This is a genomic window from Marilutibacter chinensis, from assembly GCF_021725675.1.
Taxonomy (GTDB): Bacteria; Pseudomonadota; Gammaproteobacteria; order Xanthomonadales; family Xanthomonadaceae; genus Marilutibacter; species Marilutibacter chinensis.
In genome coordinates this window covers 15,971-37,291 of sequence record NZ_JAKJPO010000023.1, presented here as the reverse complement: position 1 = coordinate 37,291, position 21,321 = coordinate 15,971, and the positions used below count along the sequence as shown (strand labels likewise).

At 68.5% G+C, this 21,321-nt stretch carries 21 protein-coding genes; 5 read left to right on the top strand and 16 right to left on the bottom strand.

The annotated features are described in order from the left end of the window. Positions 1-81 precede the first annotated feature (81 nt). The 6 genes from L3V18_RS18860 to L3V18_RS18835 all read right to left on the bottom strand — a co-directional run bounded on the left by L3V18_RS18860 (position 82) and on the right by L3V18_RS18835 (position 5,274). A complete protein-coding gene (locus L3V18_RS18860) occupies positions 82-525 on the bottom strand; it encodes an Imm50 family immunity protein (protein ID WP_237056976.1) in 444 nt (147 codons plus the stop codon). Between the two features lie 57 nt (positions 526-582). Then, complete coding sequence (locus tag L3V18_RS18855; RefSeq protein WP_237056974.1) at positions 583-858, bottom strand: hypothetical protein; 276 nt, start codon at positions 856-858, stop codon at positions 583-585. Between the two features lie 500 nt (positions 859-1,358). Then, positions 1,359-1,628: a hypothetical protein gene (locus tag L3V18_RS18850; RefSeq protein WP_237056972.1), complete on the bottom strand. Its 270-nt coding sequence runs from the start codon at positions 1,626-1,628 to the stop codon at positions 1,359-1,361. A gap of 549 nt (positions 1,629-2,177) precedes the next feature. Further along, positions 2,178-2,564 carry a hypothetical protein gene (locus L3V18_RS18845; protein WP_237056970.1) on the bottom strand — a complete coding sequence of 129 codons (387 nt, stop codon included), beginning with the start codon at positions 2,562-2,564 and terminating at the stop codon, positions 2,178-2,180. Between the two features lie 311 nt (positions 2,565-2,875). Next, positions 2,876-4,627, bottom strand: a complete 1,752-nt coding sequence (locus tag L3V18_RS18840; protein ID WP_237056969.1) for a M28 family metallopeptidase — start codon at positions 4,625-4,627, stop codon at positions 2,876-2,878. A gap of 5 nt (positions 4,628-4,632) precedes the next feature. Beyond that, entirely contained in the window at positions 4,633-5,274 is a 642-nt protein-coding gene (locus L3V18_RS18835) for a DUF4234 domain-containing protein (protein ID WP_237056968.1), read from the bottom strand. A gap of 193 nt (positions 5,275-5,467) precedes the next feature. On the opposite strand from L3V18_RS18835, the gene L3V18_RS18830 reads away from it, so the two are divergent. Together L3V18_RS18830 and L3V18_RS18825 are read left to right on the top strand one after the other, a co-directional pair. Further along, entirely contained in the window at positions 5,468-6,205 is a 738-nt protein-coding gene (locus tag L3V18_RS18830; protein ID WP_237056967.1) for an ATP-binding cassette domain-containing protein, read from the top strand. Then, positions 6,196-7,686 (top strand): ABC transporter permease/substrate-binding protein, encoded by a 1,491-nt coding sequence (locus L3V18_RS18825; protein ID WP_425493559.1) that lies wholly within the window; start codon positions 6,196-6,198, stop codon positions 7,684-7,686. The genes L3V18_RS18830 and L3V18_RS18825 overlap by 10 nt, the downstream gene beginning before the upstream one ends. A gap of 15 nt (positions 7,687-7,701) precedes the next feature. Here the strand turns inward: L3V18_RS18825 and L3V18_RS18820 are convergent, their stop codons facing one another. The 4 genes from L3V18_RS18820 to L3V18_RS18805 form a co-directional block, all read right to left on the bottom strand. After that, complete coding sequence (locus L3V18_RS18820; protein ID WP_237056966.1) at positions 7,702-8,256, bottom strand: cytochrome c oxidase assembly factor Coa1 family protein; 555 nt, start codon at positions 8,254-8,256, stop codon at positions 7,702-7,704. A gap of 287 nt (positions 8,257-8,543) precedes the next feature. Next, positions 8,544-9,095, bottom strand: a complete 552-nt coding sequence (locus L3V18_RS18815) for a porin family protein (RefSeq protein ID WP_237056965.1) — start codon at positions 9,093-9,095, stop codon at positions 8,544-8,546. A gap of 139 nt (positions 9,096-9,234) precedes the next feature. Next, complete coding sequence (locus L3V18_RS18810) at positions 9,235-10,002, bottom strand: rhomboid family intramembrane serine protease (protein WP_237056964.1); 768 nt, start codon at positions 10,000-10,002, stop codon at positions 9,235-9,237. A 234-nt stretch (positions 10,003-10,236) separates the two neighbouring features. Next, entirely contained in the window at positions 10,237-12,552 is a 2,316-nt protein-coding gene (locus L3V18_RS18805; RefSeq protein ID WP_237056963.1) for a glycogen debranching protein, read from the bottom strand. 167 nt (positions 12,553-12,719) lie between these two features. Between L3V18_RS18805 and L3V18_RS18800 the strand changes: the two genes are divergently transcribed. Beyond that, positions 12,720-13,904: a class I SAM-dependent rRNA methyltransferase gene (locus L3V18_RS18800; RefSeq protein WP_237056962.1), complete on the top strand. Its 1,185-nt coding sequence runs from the start codon at positions 12,720-12,722 to the stop codon at positions 13,902-13,904. A 301-nt stretch (positions 13,905-14,205) separates the two neighbouring features. On the opposite strand, the gene L3V18_RS18795 is transcribed toward L3V18_RS18800, so the two are convergent. Next, positions 14,206-15,057 (bottom strand): hypothetical protein, encoded by an 852-nt coding sequence (locus tag L3V18_RS18795; protein WP_237056961.1) that lies wholly within the window; start codon positions 15,055-15,057, stop codon positions 14,206-14,208. A gap of 466 nt (positions 15,058-15,523) precedes the next feature. Here L3V18_RS18795 and L3V18_RS18790 point away from each other — a divergent pair, with 466 nt between their 5' ends. Continuing rightward, on the top strand, positions 15,524-15,871 hold the full coding sequence (locus tag L3V18_RS18790; RefSeq protein WP_237056960.1) for a helix-turn-helix domain-containing protein: 348 nt from the start codon (positions 15,524-15,526) through the stop codon (positions 15,869-15,871). Between the two features lie 380 nt (positions 15,872-16,251). Here L3V18_RS18790 and L3V18_RS18785 read toward each other — a convergent pair whose 3' ends face one another. Then, positions 16,252-16,602, bottom strand: coding sequence for a GFA family protein (locus tag L3V18_RS18785; protein ID WP_343226362.1), 351 nt, complete (start codon positions 16,600-16,602; stop codon positions 16,252-16,254). A 112-nt stretch (positions 16,603-16,714) separates the two neighbouring features. Between L3V18_RS18785 and L3V18_RS18780 the strand changes: the two genes are divergently transcribed. Further along, positions 16,715-18,103, top strand: a complete 1,389-nt coding sequence (locus L3V18_RS18780) for a DNA recombination protein RmuC (RefSeq protein WP_237056959.1) — start codon at positions 16,715-16,717, stop codon at positions 18,101-18,103. Between the two features lie 13 nt (positions 18,104-18,116). Here the strand turns inward: L3V18_RS18780 and L3V18_RS18775 are convergent, their stop codons facing one another. From L3V18_RS18775 to L3V18_RS18760, 4 genes are all read right to left on the bottom strand, one after another. Further along, entirely contained in the window at positions 18,117-18,524 is a 408-nt protein-coding gene (locus L3V18_RS18775) for a hypothetical protein (protein WP_237056958.1), read from the bottom strand. 165 nt (positions 18,525-18,689) lie between these two features. Beyond that, the gene (locus L3V18_RS18770; RefSeq protein WP_237056956.1) at positions 18,690-19,874 is read right to left on the bottom strand and encodes an MlaA family lipoprotein; all 1,185 of its coding nucleotides are present in this window, start codon (positions 19,872-19,874) and stop codon (positions 18,690-18,692) included. A gap of 448 nt (positions 19,875-20,322) precedes the next feature. After that, complete coding sequence (locus tag L3V18_RS18765; RefSeq protein ID WP_237056954.1) at positions 20,323-20,622, bottom strand: STAS domain-containing protein; 300 nt, start codon at positions 20,620-20,622, stop codon at positions 20,323-20,325. After that, positions 20,619-21,284, bottom strand: a complete 666-nt coding sequence (locus L3V18_RS18760) for an MlaC/ttg2D family ABC transporter substrate-binding protein (protein WP_237056952.1) — start codon at positions 21,282-21,284, stop codon at positions 20,619-20,621. Before L3V18_RS18760 ends, L3V18_RS18765 begins: the two co-directional genes overlap by 4 nt. Positions 21,285-21,321 lie beyond the last annotated feature (37 nt).

The following is a 21,321-nucleotide window of genomic DNA, read 5'->3' as shown; positions in this document are numbered from 1 at the left end:
TCAATGCCAGACGGCGTGACGAGCTGCGTGCGGAAGGGGCCTTAACTGCCTGACAGCTGGGCTCACAAGACAGTTGCTGAATTAAGCCGAGCCGCGAAGCGGCTTCGGCTTGAATGAATTGTTAGGCGCGAGTGCCGCACCCTTGGAAGAGCAGGGTATGACGCTGGCGATCTCTGCCTCCGCGCAAACAACGGTACCGTCTTGGTCCATGTGGGACGAGAAGTCGATCTGGAGGTGGCCGTCGATGCGCTGAAACGAGATCCTATCCAAGCAGTCACCGGAGTAATCGGACGGCAAGGAGTTGCTCGCTACGCCGCGCATGACGATTGTTGCCAGGTGATGCTTTTCCAGCACGTAGTAGCCCGCTGAATCCACTTGGTCGGTCATTGTGAAAAGATGGACTGTAACGGAGAAGGAATCACCGTCCCGGGATGTCGCCATGACATTGGCATCGTGGAACGACGGCCAAAAGCCCATTGCCTCCACGAGGCTCTTACCGTTTTTGACCAACTGTGAACTGTCCATCGCGCCTAACACCTGAATTAAGCCGAGCCGCGAAGCGGCTTCGGCTTGAATGAACTGTTAGGCCCGCCGACGGCGAGCCACGAAGTAGGCGATTGTCTGATGAATCAGCCACGGAACCAAGCCAAAGAGCACCGTGCTAATCACCACAGACCCGACAAACACCATTAGCGCATAGCCTTGAAACGAAGAATCAAACCGCACAACAAACGCCGGACCGTCGTCGTCGCCCGCATCAAACACAGAGAAGAGAATCAGAAGGGCTGCTGGCAATAGGCCAAGAACTGCTCCAACGACAGATGTGCTGATAAGTGTCTGTTTGAACTGCGATGCCATTGGGTGCGGGCCTAACACCTGAGTTAAGCCGAAAACAATCGCGTAGCGATTGGTTTTCGGCTTGAACGAATTGTTAGGCGGTGACTGCCCGAGATGTATCCACGACCGGGCACTCACCGCCGCCACGGCGAACTCTACCGGAACTGGAAGCTTGAGCGCAGCGACCGGGGCTTGCCCGGGGAAGCTTGCGGCGCCATGTGACCAAAGCGACGGGCAATGAGAGCAAAGTCAATCGCCCTGACCATCGATCCGGCAGAGCGGAACGGCTTGCGACCGATAGCTGCGACCCGATCACGGCCAAAGTATCTGAGCCGGCCCGGGACGATTGCGGGAGCGCTGGCCGAAGCCACATCGGCGAACCGGATACTTGATGCAGCACCGCCTAACGCCAGAGTTAAGCCGACCCGCCCCGGGTCGGTTCCGAAGCCGATGTTAACGCGGAACCACCCGGGCACAAGGTAATCCGAAGCGGGTTCGGCTTGAACGAATTGTTAGGCGCTTCAGTCTGGATCATAGAAGCGCGGCTCATAAATGCCCAGATCAACTTTGTAAGGGCCGCCAAGCTGCTCTGGACGAAGTTCCGGGAAGCGCGCCCAAAGTGGCTCCGCCAAGTCCAAAGATACTGCCGCCATGGCACGGCCAACAGCGTGTTGGTACTTGTCCCAGCTCGCCTTGTTGTCTTTGTCCTGAACGAATGCGGCGCTTTGATCTAGCCTGCTCACAATCTGCAAGAGAGCGATACTTAGGCTTTCAGCTTCTTCCTTGGTCATTGAGATGGCTCCATGAGGCACCTAACGCCAGAGTTAAGCCGACCCGCTACGGGCCGGTTCCGAAGCCAATGTTAACGCGGAACCACCCGGGTGCAAGCTAATCCGAAGCGGGTTCGGCTTGAACGAATTGTTAGGCCTATGACACGCGGGTTGCGAGTACGCCCAGCACGCATTGACCCCGAATCAGAGCATAGCCCCAAGCGAAAGGCTTACCGCTAGGGCGCCACAGTTGCTCGTACGCCCGAATCTGGTCGCCCGGGCGGTACATGGACTTAAGCTGGAGCCAATTGTTATTACCATATGCCCACGGGATCTGTGGCGCCGCAGGGTTTGTCTTGGCACGAGCCAAGCCAATTTGCTCCAGCTCGGCTAGGGACAGGTCGGGCCCGCTGAAGCGAATCGCCTCATCTATCGGGTCACAGTCCGGCTCCTCAGCAGCGAAGGCTTGAGGTGCTACAAGGAGAAGTGCCAGAAGTGTCGAAATCTTCAACATGGGCCTAACGCCTGAATTAAGCCGAGCCGCGAAGCGGCTTCGGCTTGAATGAATTGTTAGAGGTCATCATCGGAAGACTCAATCGACTCGCTCTTGGCTCTGGCCTTGGCGATTGCCTCAGGCTCTCTGGAAAGCAGGCGCCAGAACTCCGTGCCATCTTTGCGAATGTAGCGAATTGCACCAGCGCGGACCAATACTCTCCTCAGCTCGTTCTCCTCAAAACCGCCGAGACGTTTGCTGATGAGCTCAAATGAGCGGTCGGTGTATCCCTGATGGCTGAGGAAATGCTTGGCTGCTGTCTCAGCCATGTGCTCGGTCTTGATTGCCTCAAGCGCAATTCTAAAATCAGTAGACGATCGATCCTTCTGCAGCCACCAAGTGACTAGTCCGCCAATCAGGACGCCGAGAATGCCGAACAGGCCTGCTGTTATCTCTGGGCTCATGTCTACTTTCCTAATGATCTCTAACTTACTAGTAGACCCCGAAAACGGGGTGATATCCGATTCTTGACCAGCTGCAGGGTCGCGTCAATCAGCAGAATCCTACCCGGAATCAACGACTTCTATGGCTTGGGCGAGCCATTGAGTGGGTCATCATGGCGTGGATTGTGGCGAATCGAAGGTGCTATGAAGTATCAGTCCATGGATGGGGTGCTATCTGGACGGAAATCCCCGTCGCTTGGTACTCGGGTCTGTTCTGGAAATACGGAATGAACCGGAGGTCTGATGATCGGTTTCTGCCTCACCAGGTCACGTCAAGGGTTGCGCGCTTCCTGCACCGGTGGCCTGCCGTCTTCGCTCAGCGCATCACTTCCGTCCAGCGCCTCACCCTGCCCGAACATCTCCCCAAAGAAATCTCCCTCGTTCCAGCGCGGTCGCTCCGGTGCATCGGCGATGCGCCGGCCGATCTCGGCATTCAGTCGCGCCAGCCGCGCGGCATCGTCGTAGCGGATCGGTTGTGAGGCGTCGTCGCCGGGGCGGTGGTAGTGCTCGCGCAGGAAGGCGCCGTTGACGGCCTTGGCGTCGACGCCGTCGCGGCCCTGGTAGCCGCCGACCAGGTAGATCGCCGGCACGCCGGCGCGGATGAAGGCGTACTGGTCGCTGCGCACGAAGATCGATTCTTCCGGGATCGGGTCCGGCGACAGCGCCACGCCGACCTCGGCCGCGGCGGCCTCGACCAGCGGCTGCAGGCTGGAGTGCTCGATGCCGACCGGAACGACGTCGGTGGTCGGCGCCAGCAGCACCGGCATGTCGAGGTTGACGTTGGCGACCAGCGGCCCGGCCACGGTCGGGTGGCGGGCGAACCATTCGGCGCCGAGCAGGCCCTTCTCCTCGGCGGTGACCGCGACGAACAGCAGCGAACGTTTCGGCGGCTGCGGCGACTGCGCCAGCCGCTTCGCCGCCTCCAGCATGATCGCGACGCCCAGCGCGTTGTCGAGCGCGCCGTTGTAGATCGCGTCGCCATCGACCGCGGCGCCGATGCCGATGTGGTCGAGGTGGGCGCTGAACACCACGTGCTCGGCGGCCAGCGCCGGGTCGCTGCCGGGCAGGATGCCGACGACGTTGCGCGATTCCACCGGTTCGATCCGGGAGCGCGACGCCAGGGTCGCCGTGCCGGGCAGGTCGAAGCCGCGCAGCCGGCCGGCGTCGAGGTCGGCGAACAGCTGGCGCGCGCTGTGGCCGCCGGCATCGAGCAGCCGCGGTGCGGCGGCCGCGGAGACCCGGGCGACCACCTGCAGCTGCGGGAAGGTGTCGAGGGCGATGCCGTCCTCGCCGCGCAGCCGCATCCCCGGGCGCTGCCAGTTCTCGGCGCGATGCGCCCACGGGCTGCGCGCCTCCTCGGCGTCGGTGGCGACGAAGATCGCGCCGACCGCGCCGCGTGCGGCCAGTTCGCGCAGCTTCTCGCGGTTGGACGCGTGGAACGCGCGGCGGTCGGTGTCGAACGCAGCCGGTGCGCCGTTGAACAGCACCGCGACCTTGCCGCGCACGTCGAGCCCGGCGAAGTCGTCGTGGCCCAGCGCCGGTGCATGCACGCCCTGGCCGACGAACACCATCGGTGCGGTGACGCGCGCCTCGGCGGCATTGAAGTCGACGTCGGGCAGGAACTCGCTCGCGAACCGCAGCGCGACATCGCCGCCGTCGCGATGCACGACCAGCGACGCGCCTTCGGCCACGCGCGTGGCGGCCAGCATCGGTACGGTCTGGTAGTAGCTCCGGTGCCCCTGGTCGTCGCTGGCAGCCGGCGCCAGGCCGGTCGCGCGCATCCGCTGGGCCACGTACAGCGCGGCCAGGTCGTAACCGCGGGTGCCGGCCTCCCGCCCTTCCAGCAGGTCGTCGGCGAGGAAGCGCACGTCGGCCTCGATCCGCCGCGCATCGGCGCCGGCGCTGGCGTCGTAGGGCTCGCGCTCGGGTGGGGTGGTTGGCGATGCGGTTTCGCGCTGGCAGCCGGTGACGGCGACGGCCAGCATCAGCAGGACGGGCAGGACGAAGCGGGTGCGGACGCGCATGGGGATCAGCCCGCCGGCAAAGCGACGTCCACCGCAAAGCGCTCGGGCACCACCAGCATCGCCAGCACCAGCAGCCAGAACAGCGCGCCGAGCACGAGCCAGATGCCATTGGCCCAGGTGATGCGGCGGTTGGAGTCGCCGTCGGGCTGGCCGCAGGCGTGATTGGCGGCGTCCTGGATCCGCCACAGCACGTAGCCGATCGGGAACATCAATCCGAACGACGCCCAGTCCGCGTACGGGTTGTCGATCCCGTACGACGACAGCCTGTCGCAGATCCTGCCGACGATCTCCATCACCACGAAGGCGGTGGCCAGGGTGCCGGGCGACCAGGCGTATGTCTGCCGCGATCTGTTCAGGCGGTCGTCGATCTCGCCGGCCAGCGCGTGGGTGAAGAAGATCGCGAAGATCGCCCGCGGCACCGGCCACAGCGACACATTGCGGAAACGCCGGTAGAGCGCCCAGTGCCGGTAGAACCAGTACAGCTGGTAGAGACCGAACGTCACGAAGAACAGCAGCAGGAACTTGCTCTTGGCGACGACATAGAACTCGTCGCCGCGCGCATCGGCCACCGGTTCGGCCAGGTCGGCCTGCGGCGGTGCGTAGAGATTGCCGCCGTCGAGTGCGGCGTCGGTCGATTCGTGATTCATCGCGGCCCCCTTGGAACCCGGACTTTACAGGGCCGCGGGACCGGTGTCGCAGCCGCCATTGCGTCGTCCCGCATGCAGCGGGAGCACGGGCGTGCTTCACCGGCCGTGCCGCTGCAGGCGGTCCGGTCGTCCGCACGCGTGCGCCGCCCGCCGGCTTGGAGGTGTCCTTCCGACCGCCTGCTAAGCTGCGCCGATGTTCGAACTGGCCGGCGTCCGCAAGCAGTACGCAGCGACCACCGCGCTCGACGGCGTCGACCTGTCGATCGCGCGCGGCCGTACCACCGCGCTGATCGGCCCGAGCGGCGCCGGCAAGTCGACCGTGCTGCGGATGCTGATCGGGCTGGAATGGCCGGACGCCGGCGAGGTGCGCTTCGACGGCGAACCGCTGCAGCGCGCGCGCCTGCCCGAGCAGCGGCGGCGTATCGGCTACGTGATCCAGGAGGGCGGACTGTTCCCGCACATGAGCGCGGCCGACAACGCCGCGCTGCTGGCGCGTACCCTCGGCTGGCCTCGCGCGCGGATCGACGCCCGTCTGGGCGAACTGGCGCAGCTGTGCCGGCTGCCGATCGATGCGTTGCGGCGCTATCCGGCCGAGCTGTCCGGCGGCCAGCGCCAGCGGGTCGGGCTGGTGCGCGCGTTGATGCTCGACCCGGCGGTGCTGTTGCTGGACGAGCCGCTGGGCGCGCTGGACCCGATCATCCGCCACGAGCTGCAGGCGCAGATGCGCGAGTTGTTCGCGGCCCTGCACAAGACCGTGGTGATGGTGACCCACGACGTCGCCGAGGCTGCGTTCCTCGCCGACACCCTGGTGCTGCTGCGGCGCGGGCGGATCGTCCAGCAGGGCAGTGCGCGCGCGCTGCACGATGCGCCGGCCGAACCGTTCGTGCGCGAGTTCCTGCACGCGCAGCGCAGCCTGGACGAATGCCTGTGACGCGCGCCGGGCGATACCTGCTGTCCGCGCTGCTGGCGACGCTCGCCGCCACTGCGCCGGCGCTGGCGGCCGAGTCGCTGAGGATCGGCAGCAAGAACTTCACCGAGTCGGTGATCCTGGCCGAGATCGGCGCCGGTGCCGGCCGTGCGCAGGGCCGCGCGATCGAGCACCGCCGCCAGCTCGGCGGCACCCGCATCCTCTGGCGCGCGCTGGAGAACGGCAGCATCGATGCCTACCCCGAGTACACCGGCACCCTCGCCCAGGAGCTGCTGCAGATGCCCGGCGCCGGCGAGGACGCCCTGCGCGAGGCGCTGGCCGCGCGCGGACTGGCGATGACCGCGCCGCTCGGCTTCGACAACACCTATGCGCTGGGCATGCGCGCCGACCGCGCGTTGGCGCTGGGGATCGACTCGATCTCCGACCTGGCCGCGCACCCGGGCCTGAAGATCGGCCTGAGCAACGAGTTCATGCAGCGCGCGGACGGCTGGCCCGGACTGAGCGCGGCCTACGGGCTGCCGCAGCGGGCCAATGGACTGGATCACGACCTCGCCTACCGCGGATTGCAGAGCGGCGCGATCGACGTCACCGACCTGTACAGCACCGACGCGGAGATCGACTACTACGACCTGGTCGTGCTCGAGGACGACCGCCGCTTCTTCCCCGCCTATCGCGCGGTGTACCTGTACCGCGCCGATCTCGACGCGCGCGCGCCGGACTGGAGCGCGAGCCTGGAGGCGCTGGCCGGGCGGATCGACGCGGCGACGATGCGCAGGCTCAACGCGCGGGTGAAGCTGGGGCGCGAAAGCGAAGCGGCGGTTGCCGCCGACTGGCTCGGTGTCGAGGCGCCGCGTGCGGGCGGCCGGGCGACGCGGATCGCGCGGCGTACGCTCGAGCACCTCGGCCTGGTCGGCGTGTCGCTGGCGCTGGCACTGCTGGCGGCGCTGCCGCTGGGCGTGCTGGCCGCGCGCCGGCCGCGCTTCGGCCAGTTCGTGCTGTCGTTGACCGGCCTGCTGCAGACCCTGCCCTCGCTGGCGGTGTTCGTGTTCATGATCCCGCTGTTCGGGATCGGCGCCGGTCCGGCGATCGCCGCGCTGTTCCTGTACAGCCTGCTGCCGATCGTGCGCAACACCCATGCCGGCATCACCGGAATTCCGCGCGAGCTGCGCGAGACCGCCGCGGCGCTGGGCCTGCCGCCGCGGACGCGGTTGTGGCGGATCGAACTGCCGCTGGCGCTGCGCACGATCCTGGCCGGCATCAAGACCGCCGCGGTGATCAACGTCGGCACCGCCACGCTCGGCGCGCTGATCGGCGCCGGCGGTTACGGCCAGCCGATCCTGACCGGCATCCGCCTCGACGACATCGGCCTGATCCTGGAGGGCGCGGTGCCGGCCGCCCTGCTCGCGCTCGCGGTGCAGGGCCTGTTCGAGCTGATCGAACGCGCGCTGACGCCGCGCGGGTTGAAGCTGGTCGCGCGCGAATAGCGCGGCTGCCGCGCGTCAGTCGCCGTCGAGCGGCTTGGCCGCGCCGGACTTGCGGATCGCGGTGTCGCGTGGGGCAGCCGCGGCCGCGTCTACGTCATCTTCTGCGCTCCCCTCATCGCCGTCATCGGGCCGGCCGCCGCCCGCGTCGCCGGCGAGCAGGTCGATCTCACGATCCGCCAGCGCGACCACCAGGGTCCGGTAGCTCCAGCGCTTGCGCTTGCGGGTCGCCTCGACGTAGACGGTCGCCTCGCCTTTCGGGCCCTCGACGCCGATCGCCAGGTCGGCTTTGCCCTCGTCGTTGCTGATGTTGATGTTGCCCGTCGGCATGAAGCCCGGCTCGATCGGCTCGCCCAGCGCGGCCACGACCTCGGCCGAGGCCCGCGTTTCCGCCAATGCGTGTCGGTAGGGCTCGGAGGAGCGCATCATTCCCGACAGCAGCGAGACGAAACCGAAGATCGCCGCCGCGAACAGCGCCAGCATCGCGATGCCACCGAGCGGCACCACCCACTTCCAGTTGCGCTGCCACCAGTTGCGGTGCCCGGAATCGCGGCTTTCGGTGTACCGGGTCATGGCATGGGCCCCCTGCTCGACGCGGTCGAGGATCGCGCCACAGTCTGGCCGCGGCGTCGATGCGGTTCAAGTCGTGCCGCCGTGTCGCAGCGAGCGACGCAGGCGCGAGTGCCTTTGTCCTCGGGGAACCCGGGGCAACGGCCGGAAACCCGGAAACCCGGAATCCGAAACCGCTCACCCCCGACCCTCCACCCAGCGGCGAAGTGTCAGGGGAAAGGGCATTTCCGTGGCTTCCAAACAGAACGGCCGCCCGGAGGCGGCCGTCGGGGCATCGCTCGAAGCGTCGATCAGAAGCGTGCTTCGACGCCCAGGGTCAGGGTGCGCACGTCGACATCGACGTCGAACGCCTCGGCCTTGATGAAGTCGTAGTTCAGGCCCATGCCGAAGGTCGGGCTGAAGTCGTAGCCGATGCCGACGCCGAAATAGGGCTCGGTGGAGGAGTCGTCGGCGCTGCCCACGCCGCTGACGGAGACGTCGGTGGTGGCGCGGATCACGCCCGCACGGCCGGAGATGTAGAAGCCGTGATGCGGGTCGATGAAGTTGCGCTTGCCGGTGACGCCCAGGCCGAAGCCGTCGATCTCGGCCGACACGCCGTCGTCGGAATCCTCGCCGAGGTTGCTGTAGAAGCCTTCGATCGCGATGGTGCTGTTGAAGTAGTAGCCGCCGCGCAGGCTGAACGCGGTATCGCTGCCGTCGGCGCCATCGACCTCGATGTCGCTGTTGCCGGCTTCGGCACGCACGAACATGCCGGCGCCGTCGGCGGCCATCGCGGCACTGCTGAAGCCGCCCAGGGCCAGAGCGAAGGGCATGGCGATCGAGAAGGCCAGGGTCTTGTTCATCTGGGATGATCCTTGATTCGGTGTCTGCCCGTCATTGGGCGCCGGCACCATGCCCAAGCCGCCGGCCCGCGTCAACATGCCGGCGGTCCCGGATGTTCCGCGACGGCGGTCGCGATGCGGAGCGATCCGCGTCGCCGGATCAGCGCTCGCGCCGGCGGAACGGCAGCACGGTGCCGGTGTCGTCGCGCTCCTCGCGTCGCCAGATTACCGGCACGTCGCGCGGCGATCCGGGCTCCAGCTCGTGGCGGTCGGCGACGGAGTCGAGCTCGTCCTCGTCCTCCCAGCTGTAGCGCTTGCGCGGCGGTTGCGGATCGAGCCTGCTGAACAGCCAGGCCGCGGCCACGCCGCCGAGCGCGCCGCCCAGGTGCGCCTGCCACGACACCCCCGGCTCGCGCGGGAGCACCGTCAGCAGCATGCCGCCGTAGAACAGGAACGCCGCCATCGATGCGGCCACCGCCGGCCGGTCGCGGCGCAGCAGGCCGAGCAGGAACACCATGAACATCAGCCCGTGGGTCAGGCCGCTGGCACCGAGGTGATGGCTGCCGGGGCTGCCGAGCAGCCAGGCGCCGAGCCCGGAGCCGATCCAGATCAGCGGCAGCGCACGCAGGGTCGCCTTCGGGTACATGCCGCCTGCGAGGGTGCCGAGCATCAACAGCGCGATCGCGTTCGCGGCCAGGTGCTCGAACGAGCCGTGCAGCAGCGGCGCGGCCAGCACGCCGAGCAGGCCGGCCCAGTCGCCCGGGTTCACGGTCCAGCGGCCGACGTCGAAGTGCGGCTGGGCGAGGAACACCGCGGTCAGCACGCCGACGAAGGCGAGGCTGACGTTGAACGCGCGCAGCCAGCGGCGCTTGTCGGCCTGGCGCTGGGCCTCGGTGTCGGGGATGTCGGCGTCGGTCGGCAGGTGCATGCGGAACAGATGGCAGCCATCGGCGGCAAATGCAAGCCGCCGCCGGCGGCGTCGATGCGGACAGCTGTGTTCCGCGACCGGGACGGTCGGGCGCGTTCCGCCACCGGTTCGTCGCCCCGGCGAAAGCCGGGCTCCAGCCTTTCGTCATGGGGCAAGATCCTGTCTCGACAAGTCAAACCCGGATCCCGGCTTTCGCCAGGATGACGAGCGGATTGCGAGACGCTGGACAGGTAATCAGCGCGTGATCAGCACCAGCAGCGAGCGCCCCTGCAGCCCGTAGACCGTCCATTCGCCGCCGATGGGGTCCTCGGCGCCCGGCAGGCGCACCGCGTCCGGGCCCTCGTTCCACGCCGCGGTATCGGTGACCCGGTACCAGCTCCTGCCGTTGCCGGGCCAGGGCAGGGTGAAGTTCACCAGGCCGGACCAGCCGTTGTAGGCGACGTAGATCGCGCTGGCCGGGTCGCCGAACTCGCTGCCGTCGATGCGCCACGCGATCGCGTGATTGCTGGCATTGCTGAAATAGGCGCCATCGGCCTGTTGGCCGTCGGGTTTGAACCAGCGCAGCTGCTCCATCACGTTGCCGTTGTTGTCGGCGCCGGAATAGAACTGCGCCGGACGCAGCGCCGGGTGCGCATTGCGGAACGCGAGCAGGCGGCGGGTGAAGGTCTCGTGGTTCGCCTCGTGGCTGTCGCGGGTCCAGTACAGCCAGTTGGCCGGCGAATCGAGGTTGTACGGGTTGTTGTTGCCGAACTGGGTGCGCAACGCCTCATCGCCGCCGGTGATCATCGGCACGCCGGCGCTGAGCATCAGCAGCGCCAGCCCGGTGCGCGCGGCCTGGCGCTGCGCGACCGGATCGCCGCCCTGGTCCCAGCTGTTGTTGTGGTCCTCGCCGCCGTCGGACGGGCCATAGGGCCAGGGCTGGTCGTTGTCCTTCTCGTTGTAGGCGTACAGGTCGTTGAGGGTGAAGCCGTCGTGGGCGACGAGGAAGTTGACCGAATGCCAGGGCTGGCGGCCGTCGTCGCCGTACAGGTCCGAGGAACCAGCAAAGCGCGTCGCCAGGGTGCCGGTGGTGACCGTCGCGCTGCCCAGCTTGTTCTGCTTCTTGCGGACCTGGTCGCGGTAGATGCCGTTCCATTCCGCCCACTTCCACGGGAACCCGCCCACCTGGTAGCTGTTGCCGCCGATCGCCCACGGCTCGGCGATCAGGTCGATGCCGGCGCCGCCATTGTCGGGCCGCGGCGAGAGCTCGGCGACGATGCGGTTGAGCGCATTGCCGGCATCCATCTTGTCGAAGTCGAAACAGCCGTGCTGGCAGGTGTTGCCGAGCACCGAGGCGAGGTCGAAGCGGAAGCCGTCCACGCCCAGCTCGTCGCGCCAGTACGCCAGCGAGTCGACGATCAGGTCCTGGGCGACGGGATGGCGGGTGTTGTAGTTGCCGCCGACGCCGGTGTTGTCCCACGGGTACTGGCGGTCCGCCGTCAGCGAGTAGTACGTCGGGTTGTCGAGGCCGCGCCAGGACAGGATGTTGTAGACGGTCAGGCCGTCGCTGCCGCCCCACGGCCCGCCCTCGCCGGTGTGGTTGTAGACCGCGTCGACGTAGACCTTGATCCCGGCATCGTGGAAGGCCTTGACCATCGCCTTGAATTCGCGGGTCGGTCCACCGGCGGACTTGTCGGAGGAATAGCGGCGGTCCGGCGCGAACCAGTTCAGGGTCATGTAGCCCCAGTAGTTGTCGCCGTCGGCCGAGGCCGGATCGGTGTCGTTCTGGTCGTTCTGGGTCTCCTGCAGCGGCAGGAACTCGACCGCGGTGATGCCGAGGTCCGCCAGATACCCCGCCTTCTGCGCCGCGCCGGCATAGGTGCCGCGGATTGCAGCCGGCAGCGCGGTGTCGTTCATCGTCAGCCCGCGCAGGTGGACCTCGTAGATCACCTCGTCGCGGAACGCGCGGGTCGGCTTGCTGCCGGTCGAGGTGGTGTCGTCGGCGAGCACGATGCCCTTGGGCGCGCAGGCGGCGCTGTCCTTGTGGCGGTGCGCGGCGCCACTGGCGTACAGGGTGCCGTCGGCGCAGGCGGGGCTGATCGGATCGTGGCTGATCTCGCGCGCGTACGGGTCGATCAGCAGCTTGTTCGGATTGAAGCGGTTGCCGGAGGCGTCGACGTCGCTGATGAAGCCGGTGCCGGAGCCCTTCGTCCAGGTGCTGCTGTAGGGCCAGTTCGGGCCCCACGCGCGGTAGCCGTAGTAGACCGTGCCGGTGATGCCGTAGCTGTTCTGCAGCGTCGACACCGACACCGTCTTCGACCACACGTTGGTCGCGCTGTCCTTGCTCAGCACGTAGCGCACCTTCTCCTGCGCGCCGGCGGCGGTCTTGTAGAGCCAGACCTCGATGCGGGTGGCGCGCGAGGAATGCACGCGGAAGGTGATGGTGTCGCCACCGGCGTCATGGCGCGCGCCGAGCGTGTTCGCATCGATCGCCGCCTGCGCGGGCAGCGAGGCCAGCAACAACAATGCCGCCAGCCACAGCCGGTGGGGTGCCCGGCCCCGATCGCGCATCCAATCCCGCACGTTCCGCATGGTTCCCCTCCCGAAGATGCCCCGCGCCGCTCGCATGCCGGCGACTATCGCACCGGGTGCAGGTGCACAATGGCCGGCTGCAAACGTATTCAGATCGATTCCGGATCGTGCGGCGCGAAGCGCATGACCGGCATTAAAATGTCGCGATGAACGCACCGATCCCCACCGTCCGCCTCAAGAACGCCTGGAAATCCAGCCACCCGTGGATCTTCCAGCGCCTGGTCGAGAAGCCCGCGCAGCGGCCCAAACCCGGCAGCATCGTCGACGTGGTCGGCGTGGACGGCGAATGGATCGGCCGCGGCTTCTACAACGGCCATTCGCGGATCGCGCTGCGCATTCTCGAAACCGACCCGGACGTGGCAATCGATGCCGGCTGGTTCGCGCACAGGATCGCCGAGGCGGTCGCGCTGCGCCGCGAGGTGCTGCGGCTGGACGATGTGTCCAATGCCTGGCGCGTGTTCCACAGCGAGGGCGACGGCATCTCCGGGCTGGTCGTGGACCGTTATGACGATCTGATCGTGGTCGGCTTCTTCAGCGCCGGTGCCTGGCGTCACCGCAGCGAGATCTTCGACGCGCTGCGCGCGCAGTTCCCCGGCTGCCGCTTCCACAGCTTCGCCGACGAGCACGTGCAGAAGCAGGAGAGCTTCGACTACCGCGACACCCAGGGCACCGAGCCGGCGATCATCACCGAGCACGGCATCCGCTTCCGCGCCGACCCGGCCGGTGCGCACAAGACGGGGTTCTTCGCCGACCAGCGCGAGAACCGCGAATGGCTGTCGCACCGGGTACAGGGCAAGCGCGTGCTCGACCTGTGCTGCAACACCGGCGGTTTCGCGGTGTACGCGGCGGCGCGCGGCGCGAGCGAAGTGGTCGGCATCGACATCGACGCCGACGTGATCGAGATCGCCAAGGGCAACGCGAAGCTCAATGCGCCCTTTGCAGGCGGCGTGCGCCCGCGCTTCGTCCAGGCCGACATCTTCCCGTGGCTGCGCGATGCGGCCAACAACGGCGAGGCCTTCGACGTGGTCGTCCTCGACCCGGCCAAGATGACCCGCGACCGCGACCAGGTGATCCCGGCGCTGAAGAAGTACCTCGACATGAACAAGCTGGCGCTGGGCGTGGTCAGGCCCGGCGGCCTGTTCGCGACCTTCTCCTGCACCGGCCTGGTCAGCGAGGAGCAGTTCCTCGACATGCTGCGCCGCGCGGCGTTCTACGCCGGCCGCACCGTGCAGGTGCTGAAGGTCGCCGGCGCCGGCCCCGATCACCCGTTCCTCGCCAGCGTGCCGGAGTCGCGCTACCTGAAGGCGGTGTTCTGCCGGGTGGTGGACTAGGCGCCGTCATCTGTTTCCCCGCCCTGCGGGCAGCACGCACAGCCCTCGTGGGCGGCTGCGCGCGCATCTCCGCAGTGGCCCGTGGCTCGGCATTGCCGCGGTACCGGTCCGGTACCTGGACGCCACGCACGCTCCCGCTCCCGGTGGCGGCCGGGGCGGGTACGGACCTTGAGGGGAACGGCTGACGGGCCCGGGCGCCTTCGGGAACGCCCGCGCACACCACCCGGCAGAACGGCATCGGCGGACGGCCGCGACGGTACCGTGGGCCGCGCCCCGCCGCCGATGCCGGGACCGGCGATGCTCAGTAGTAGTGACAGCTCAGGGTGCGGCCGTCCCAACTGCAGCTCATCCGCTTGCTGCGGGTGCCGGTGATCGGGATCCCATACTGGCTGGCCGCGTACAGCCATTCGTTCAGCCCGTCTTCGTTGCTGAACTGGTAATTGCCGACATACTCGTCGCCGCTGCCCCGGCCGATGCTGTAGTCCGGAATCCGGTTGCCCTCGCTGTCGAAGCTCTGCCCCGGCACGTAGTCCATCGTGGTGACGTCGTCCTTGTCGATCGTCATCACCGTCCTGCTGCCGTCCGACCAGAAGACGGTGACGGTCACGAATTCGAAGCGTCCCGTCGTGCCCAGCCAGCCCAGCGCCAGCGATTTGAGCGATACCGTCAGGTTGTTCCACAGATTCGAACTGGTGGTCGCGCCGGTGTAGTGGGCGGCCAGCGCATGTGCGAACTGCCCGCGCATGTTGGTGTCGGTCGCGATGTGATGGGCGTTCCAGCCCTCGAAGCCGGCCGGGAACGGGAAGGCATTGCTGCCCGGGTCGTTCTGCCGGATCGTGATCTGGGCCTTGGCCGGATCGGTCATCGTCATCGTGTTGTTGTGGCTGTCGACGATCGAGGCGGGAATCGACACCGGACGCGGAAAGAACTGCCCGGTCTCGCGGTCGTACTCGTTCCTGAAGCCCCAGATCTTCTTGTTCGGGAAGTCGGTGACGATCACCAGGCCGTCGCCGCCCTGCTTCGCCGCCTGCGCGACCGAGTTGCAGTTGTTGCAGACGATGACGCCACTGGCGGCGGCGTCGCCGGCGGCGAGGGCGATGCCGGTGAAGGCAAGTGCCGTGAAGAGCGTGGCTGAAACGCGTTGATTGTTCATGGCCGTACAAAATCCTTTTTTGTTCTCGTTGACGGCGCCGGGGGAGGCGTGCCTCTGCCATCGGCGAGAAGCGGCGCAGTCCCGGCGCCCCGGACCCGAAAGGTCTCCGGCAGCCTTCCGGCAGTTTCTGCTCCGGCCGTTGCCATGCGTCTTCACGTGGTCACCGGCCTTGCGCAGTCGTGCGGTTGACGGCCCGGACCGGCGGTCCGGGCCTGGGCGTTCAGCAGGATTTCGCGGGGGCGGCTGACCTGGAACTCGACGGACCTGGCACCCCGGCATGGCTCCGACGGCCGCGGAAGCGGCCGATCCCCGGGAGCGTGCCGGACGACCACGGTGTCCGTCGCACGTGCACTTCCTGTCGTCCCTGCGGCGCCTGCATGACGCCCACGGCGAGTTTCCAATAGGAAACATCGATTGTCAACAACAGGAAACGACAGGTGTTTCCGATCCGCCGAGAATGCCGGCCATGGAGCATTTCGGCGCCCGTCTCAAACGTTTTCGGGATGCCCGGGGCTGGTCGCAGGAGCAGATCGGCTTCGAACTGAACGTGTCCAAGGCGACCATTTCCAAATGGGAAAGCGGACGCGCCCAGCCGCGGCTGGAGAACCTGGCCGAGATCCGCCGGCTGCTCGCCGAGCACGGCCTGACCCTGGACTACCTGATCGACGGCGCCGGCAGCGCCCGGGTCGGTGAGCCGGGCGACGCCTACCAGGCAGGCGTCGCCCGCAATTCCGACGAGATCGCCCTGCTGGCGTGCTTCCGCGCGCTGAAGCCCTCACGGCGCAAGGGCCTGATCGCGTTCCTCGCCGACTGAGCCGGGCCCCGGTCCGGATCTCGCAGACTCCGCTTGCCGGAGCGGCGCAAGCCGCGCCCCGGACGTCGCGAAAAGCCGTCGCGGCTCGCGCCGCTCCGCGGAGTTGCGACGCCCGCGGCGTTCGCGAGCGCGTCCGGCGGACGGCACGGGAATCGAGCCGGTCTTCCTGCCGCGCCCCCCGAACACCGCGCCGCGCCCTGCGCCAGCCCGGGCGCGGGGGGCAGCCATCGCCAGCGCGAATCCACTACCCCGTCCTGCGTCGATGCCAGTGGCCGTGGCGGCAGTGGACGGGCGGCAGCGCCGTTCCGGCCTGGTCGCGGGTCGTCCGGCAGGCGCCGCGGGCTTCCAGCCGCAATGTCGCCCCGTCGACGGCCGAGCCGCTACAGCGCGCGGCCGTCGAAGGTCTGCACCGGCACCGCGGCCAGGTCGATGTCCTCGATGCAGCGCAGGTTGATCGCCGCCATCTCGTTGCCCTTGGGATCGGTGCCGAGCCCGAACGGGTGCATCCCGCAGGTCGCGCAGAACTGGTGGCGGATCACGTGCCTGTTGAAGGTGTAGGTGGTCAGCGCGTCCTCGCCGGCGGTGATCCGCAGCGCCTCGCGCGGCACGAACCACAGCAGCGCGCCCTTGCGCTGGCAGATCGAGCAGTTGCAGGCCAGGCCGCCGTCGACCTCGCCTTCGACCTCGTAGGTCACCTTGCCGCAATGGCAGCTGCCCTTGTGCATCGTCATCGCATTTCCTCGCTGGCTGGGGTGCGGATCGCCGTGCAGACGATACGCCGGCGCCGCGACGATCACATCCCCCGGTCTCAATGCCCGAGACGCCGCCGGCTACACTGGCCGCATGCCCGACATCCAAGTACTCGTCCTGATCCTGCTGCTGGCGGTGCTGGTCGCCATCGGCCTGCTGGTGGTCCTGCTGCTGCGCCGGCCGGAGGCCGCGTTCGGCGCCCTGCGCGAGCAGCTCGAGCAGGCCTTGCGCGCGGAGCAGCGCGAAGGGCGCGGCGAGCTTCGCCAGCAGCTCGACGGCCTGTCCAGGCAGCAGGATGCCCGTATCGACGGGTTCGGGCGCAGCCTGGCCGACTTCCGCGACCGCACCGACCAGCGCCTGGACGAGCTGCGTACCGCGCTCAACGACGACGCCCACAAGTCGCGGCTGGAGCTGGCCACCCGCCAGCAGCAGTTCGCCGAAGGTCTCGGCCAGCGCCTGTCCGAACTGACCCAGCGCAACGAACAGCGCATCGGCGAGATGCGGGCGACGCTGGAGCAGCAGCTGCAGAAGCTGCAGGCCGACAACGCGGCCCGGCTCGAACAGATGCGCGCGACCGTCGACGAGAAACTGCAGAGCACGCTGGAAACCCGCCTCGGCGCCTCGTTCAAGCTGGTGTCCGAGCGGCTGGAGCAGGTCCAGCGCGGGCTGGGCGAGATGCAGCAGCTGGCGACCGGGGTCGGCGACCTCAAGCGTGTGCTCGGCAACGTCAAGTCACGCGGCGTGTTCGGCGAGGTGCAGCTGGCGGCGCTGCTGGAGCAGGTGTTCGCGCCCGACCAGTACGCGGCCAACGTCGCCACCGTGCCCGGCAGCGGCGAGCGGGTCGAGTTCGCGGTGCGCTTCCCGGGTTCCAACGGCGAAGCGCCGGTGTGGCTGCCGATCGACGCCAAGTTCCCGCGCGAGGACTACGAGCGCCTGCTCGACGCGCAGGAGCGCGCCGATGCCGATGCCGCGCGGCTGGCCGGCGACGCGCTCGAGCGGCGGGTCAAGCTGGAGGCGGCGCGCATCCGCGAAAAGTACGTCGCGGCGCCGCACACCACCGAGTTCGCGATCCTGTTCCTGCCCACCGAAGGACTCTATGCCGAGGTGCTGCGGCGCCCGGGCCTGGTCGACGGCCTGCAGCGCGACCTGCGCATCGCGGTGGCCGGCCCGACCACCCTGCTGGCGCTGATGACCAGCTTCCAGATGGGCTTCCGCACGCTGGCGATCGAGAAGCGCTCCAGCGAGGTGTGGCAGACCCTGGGCGCGGTCAAGACCGAGTTCGGCAAGTTCGGCGACGCGCTCGGCGCGGTGAAGAAGAAACTCGACGAAGCCAGCCGCAAGATCGACGACACCGACCGCCGCACGCGCGTGCTGACCCGCAAGCTGCGCGACGTGGAAGCGTTGCCGATCGACGACAGCCGGCGCCTGCTCGGCACCGGCGCGGACGTGGACGACGAAGGCGTCGACGAGGCCGACGCCTGAAACCGGCGGAGACTCAGCCTGCCGACGGCAGCGACGACGGGCAGGTCGCCGGCGCCTGGTCGCCCAGCAGCGTCGCCGTGGTCACCTGCAGGGTGTTCCCGTAGCCGGCCATCGTGCTCGGCTCCAGCGTACCGGTGAGCTCGACGTACACGCTCTGGTCCGGCTTGCCCAACGCCTTGGAACGCGCCGCCGAGCGGGTCCGCAGCGGTTCCAGCAGATCCTCGTCGCCGACCACCCACAGCATCGAGGCATTGCCGCAGGGATGCATCACATGCGCACCGTCGCTGTAGACGTACTCGCCGCGCAGCGTGGTCGGCGGCACCGGCTCGGCATCGGAAGATGCCATCGATGAGCAGGCGACCGTGGCGACGGCCAGAGCGGCGAGGGCAATGGGGCGGGTCAGGCGGAAGACGAGCGACATCGGCAAACTCCTTGTCAGTGAAAGGGCATTCCTGGGCGACGGGCATCCGGTGGTTGCGCCGGATGAGGGTGTCGGGCTCGTCGGCCCGCCCGCGTGAGCGCCCGGTCCCCGCTACCTTATCAGCCGGGCCGGGCGCAATGATGACATGGCCGGGGCGGAGGAAGCTCAGCCGCCGCCCGCGTCCGGCGGCAGCACCGGCATCGCGTCGATCGGCACGGTCGGGTTGTATTCCTCGCGCAGGTAGTCCGGCAGCGATTCGTCCTCTTCCAGCAGGCGGTCGCCGAAGATCTGGTACTGGCGGCGCTGCAGCCAGGCATCGCGGACGAGGGTGTAGTCGTCCTCGGCGCCTTCGCGCAGGCTGTCGGTGGCCAGCAGCTGCGCGCGCACGTCGACCAGTTGCAGGCCCTGCAGCGGAATCCGCACGCGGTCGGCCTCGACCTGGCGCAGCGGGCTCAGCGGCGCGTCGCCGGCCATGCCGAGGCTGTCGCGCAGGGTGCGCGGGCCGAAGAACGGCAGTTCGACGTAGCGCGAGCGCTTCCAGCCCCAGACGCCGAGGGTCTGGCCGAAGTCCTCGCTGCGGTTGGGCAGCTTGGCGTCGCTGGCGGGGTCGAAGATGCCGCCGATGCCGAGCGTGCTGTTGAGCAGGAAGCGGCCCAGCGACTGCCCCGCCTGCTTGGGCTTGCCCTGCAGCAGCGCGTTGATCGCGGACACCGGCTGGCCGAGATTGTTGAAGAAGTTGCTGACGCCCAGCCGCAGCGGCCGCGGCACCACCTTGACGTAGCCGCGCGCGAGCGGCCTGGCGACGGTGCGGTCGACCGCGTTGTTGAAGCGGTGCATCGGGCGGTTGTAGCGCTCCCACGGGTCGTAGCTGGTCGGCAGCTGTGCCGGCTCCGGCAGGCTCGGATCGGCGACCGGGTCGTACGGATCGCCGTAGATCGCCTGGTATTCCTGCTCGTAGTCGGGTTGTGCCTGGGCCGACGCGTCGGCGGGCGGCAGCGCGGCCGGTTCGACCGCCTCGGGCCCGGTCTGCGGCGCGGCCGACATTGCTTCGGCGGGCGGCGCGCCGATCGGCTGCGGTCCGGGCGGCACGGCGTCGTCGCCGGGCGGCTGTTCGTCGGGTCGCGGCTCGACCTGCGCGTCGGCGGCTGCCGGATCGACCGCCGTCGTGTCGGCCGGCGGCGCTTCCGCAGGTGCCGTGGGCGATGCCGGCGCGTCGTCGGTGGCCTCGTTCAGACAGCGCTGGAACGCCGACGGCGCGTTGTCGGCGGCGGCCATGCAGCGCTCGTAGCGGGCCTGCTGTCCGGCCGACAGCGGACGGGTGATGACCTGGGCCGTGGCCGGTACGGCCATCGTCAGCAGGACCAACGGGAGAAGCACGGAAGCGGGCCGGGGCCCGCGGGCATGGGGGGGAGAGCGCATGGGGGCAGTGTAGATCCGGGTCGGGGGGGAGCCGGCCACGCGATCCTGCGTTGGCGACCGGAACACTTCGTTCAGGTTATCAGTTTGTCGAAACGCACGGTTCGTCGGAGTGCACACGTCCTGCGCGCCTTGATCCGACGCATTCCTGCGCCATGCCGCGCTTGCGCATGGCAGCGGCCTTGCGTTCGCCCGGCTGCCGCCGGCACGAACGGGTCGCGGCTACCGGCGCCGGATCCGGGATCCATCCCGACGAGGCCATCACCGTCACGCCTGCCGGGACCTCCCGGTGTTCCAGGGCCGCGCCGGGGCGTGTCGTCCGGCAATCCGCCGAAGGCAGACCGGGCGTCCGCGATGGCGACCGCCGCGCCCTCGCGAATGCTCAGCCGGCGTAATCCAGTTCCGCGTCCAGCCGGTACGCGGCGCGCAGCTCGGACAGGCCCGGCGGGTTGCCGGCGACGGCGCCGATGCCGTCGCGTCCGGCGACTTCCGCGAGCAGGGCCAGGCCGGCGCTGTCGATCGCGTTTACCGCGGCCAGCTCGATCCGGCGCGCGCCGGCCAGCAGCGGTTTCAGCTGCGACCACAGCGCCGCGCAGCTCGCACGCACCAGCGCGCCTTCGAACACCAGCGCGTCGCCGTCGCGGCGGACCGCGGCGACGGCCGCGGGCGCGGCTGCGTTCACTCGGCGGTGGCCTGCAGGCTGCCGGCCTTCAGCTCGGCGGCGACCTGGGCGATCGACTTCTGCCGCAGCGGCGTGTCGAACTGGTTGCGGAAGGTCTGCACGAAGCTGACGCCTTCGACCATCACGTCGAACACCTTCCACTTGCCGCCGCTCTGGCGCATCAGGTAATCGACCGGCACCGGCTCGCCGCCCTGGCGCAGGTACTCGCTGGAGACCTTGACGATCGCGCCGCCGCGGATCGGGGTCTCCGACTTCACCCGCACCTGCAGGCGCGCGTTGAGGTCGAGCAGGGATGCGCCGTAACGCTGCATCAGGCTCTCGGCCAGCGCATCGGCGAACAGCTTGACGTCGGCGTCCGACGCGCCGCGGCCATGGGTGCCGAGCACCAGCCGGGCGGCGTAGTCGCGGTCGAAGATCGCGTTGAACTCGCCGGCCATGAACGCACGCAGCTTGCCGCGGTCGGCGGTGAACTCGGCGCGGCGCGCTTCCAGCGTGTTGAGGATGCGGGTGCTGTTGTCGAGGACGAGCTTGCTCGGCGTCGCCGCCGGGGCCGGGCTCGCGGCGGCCGTCTGCGCATGCGCGACCGGTGCCTGCAGGCCGGTGGCGGCCAGCAGCGCGACCGACAGGGGCAGGGCGGCGAAGCGGAAGGTCTTGCGGATCATGGGCAGCTCCTTGCGGGAGAGTGCTGTAGAGGGAAGG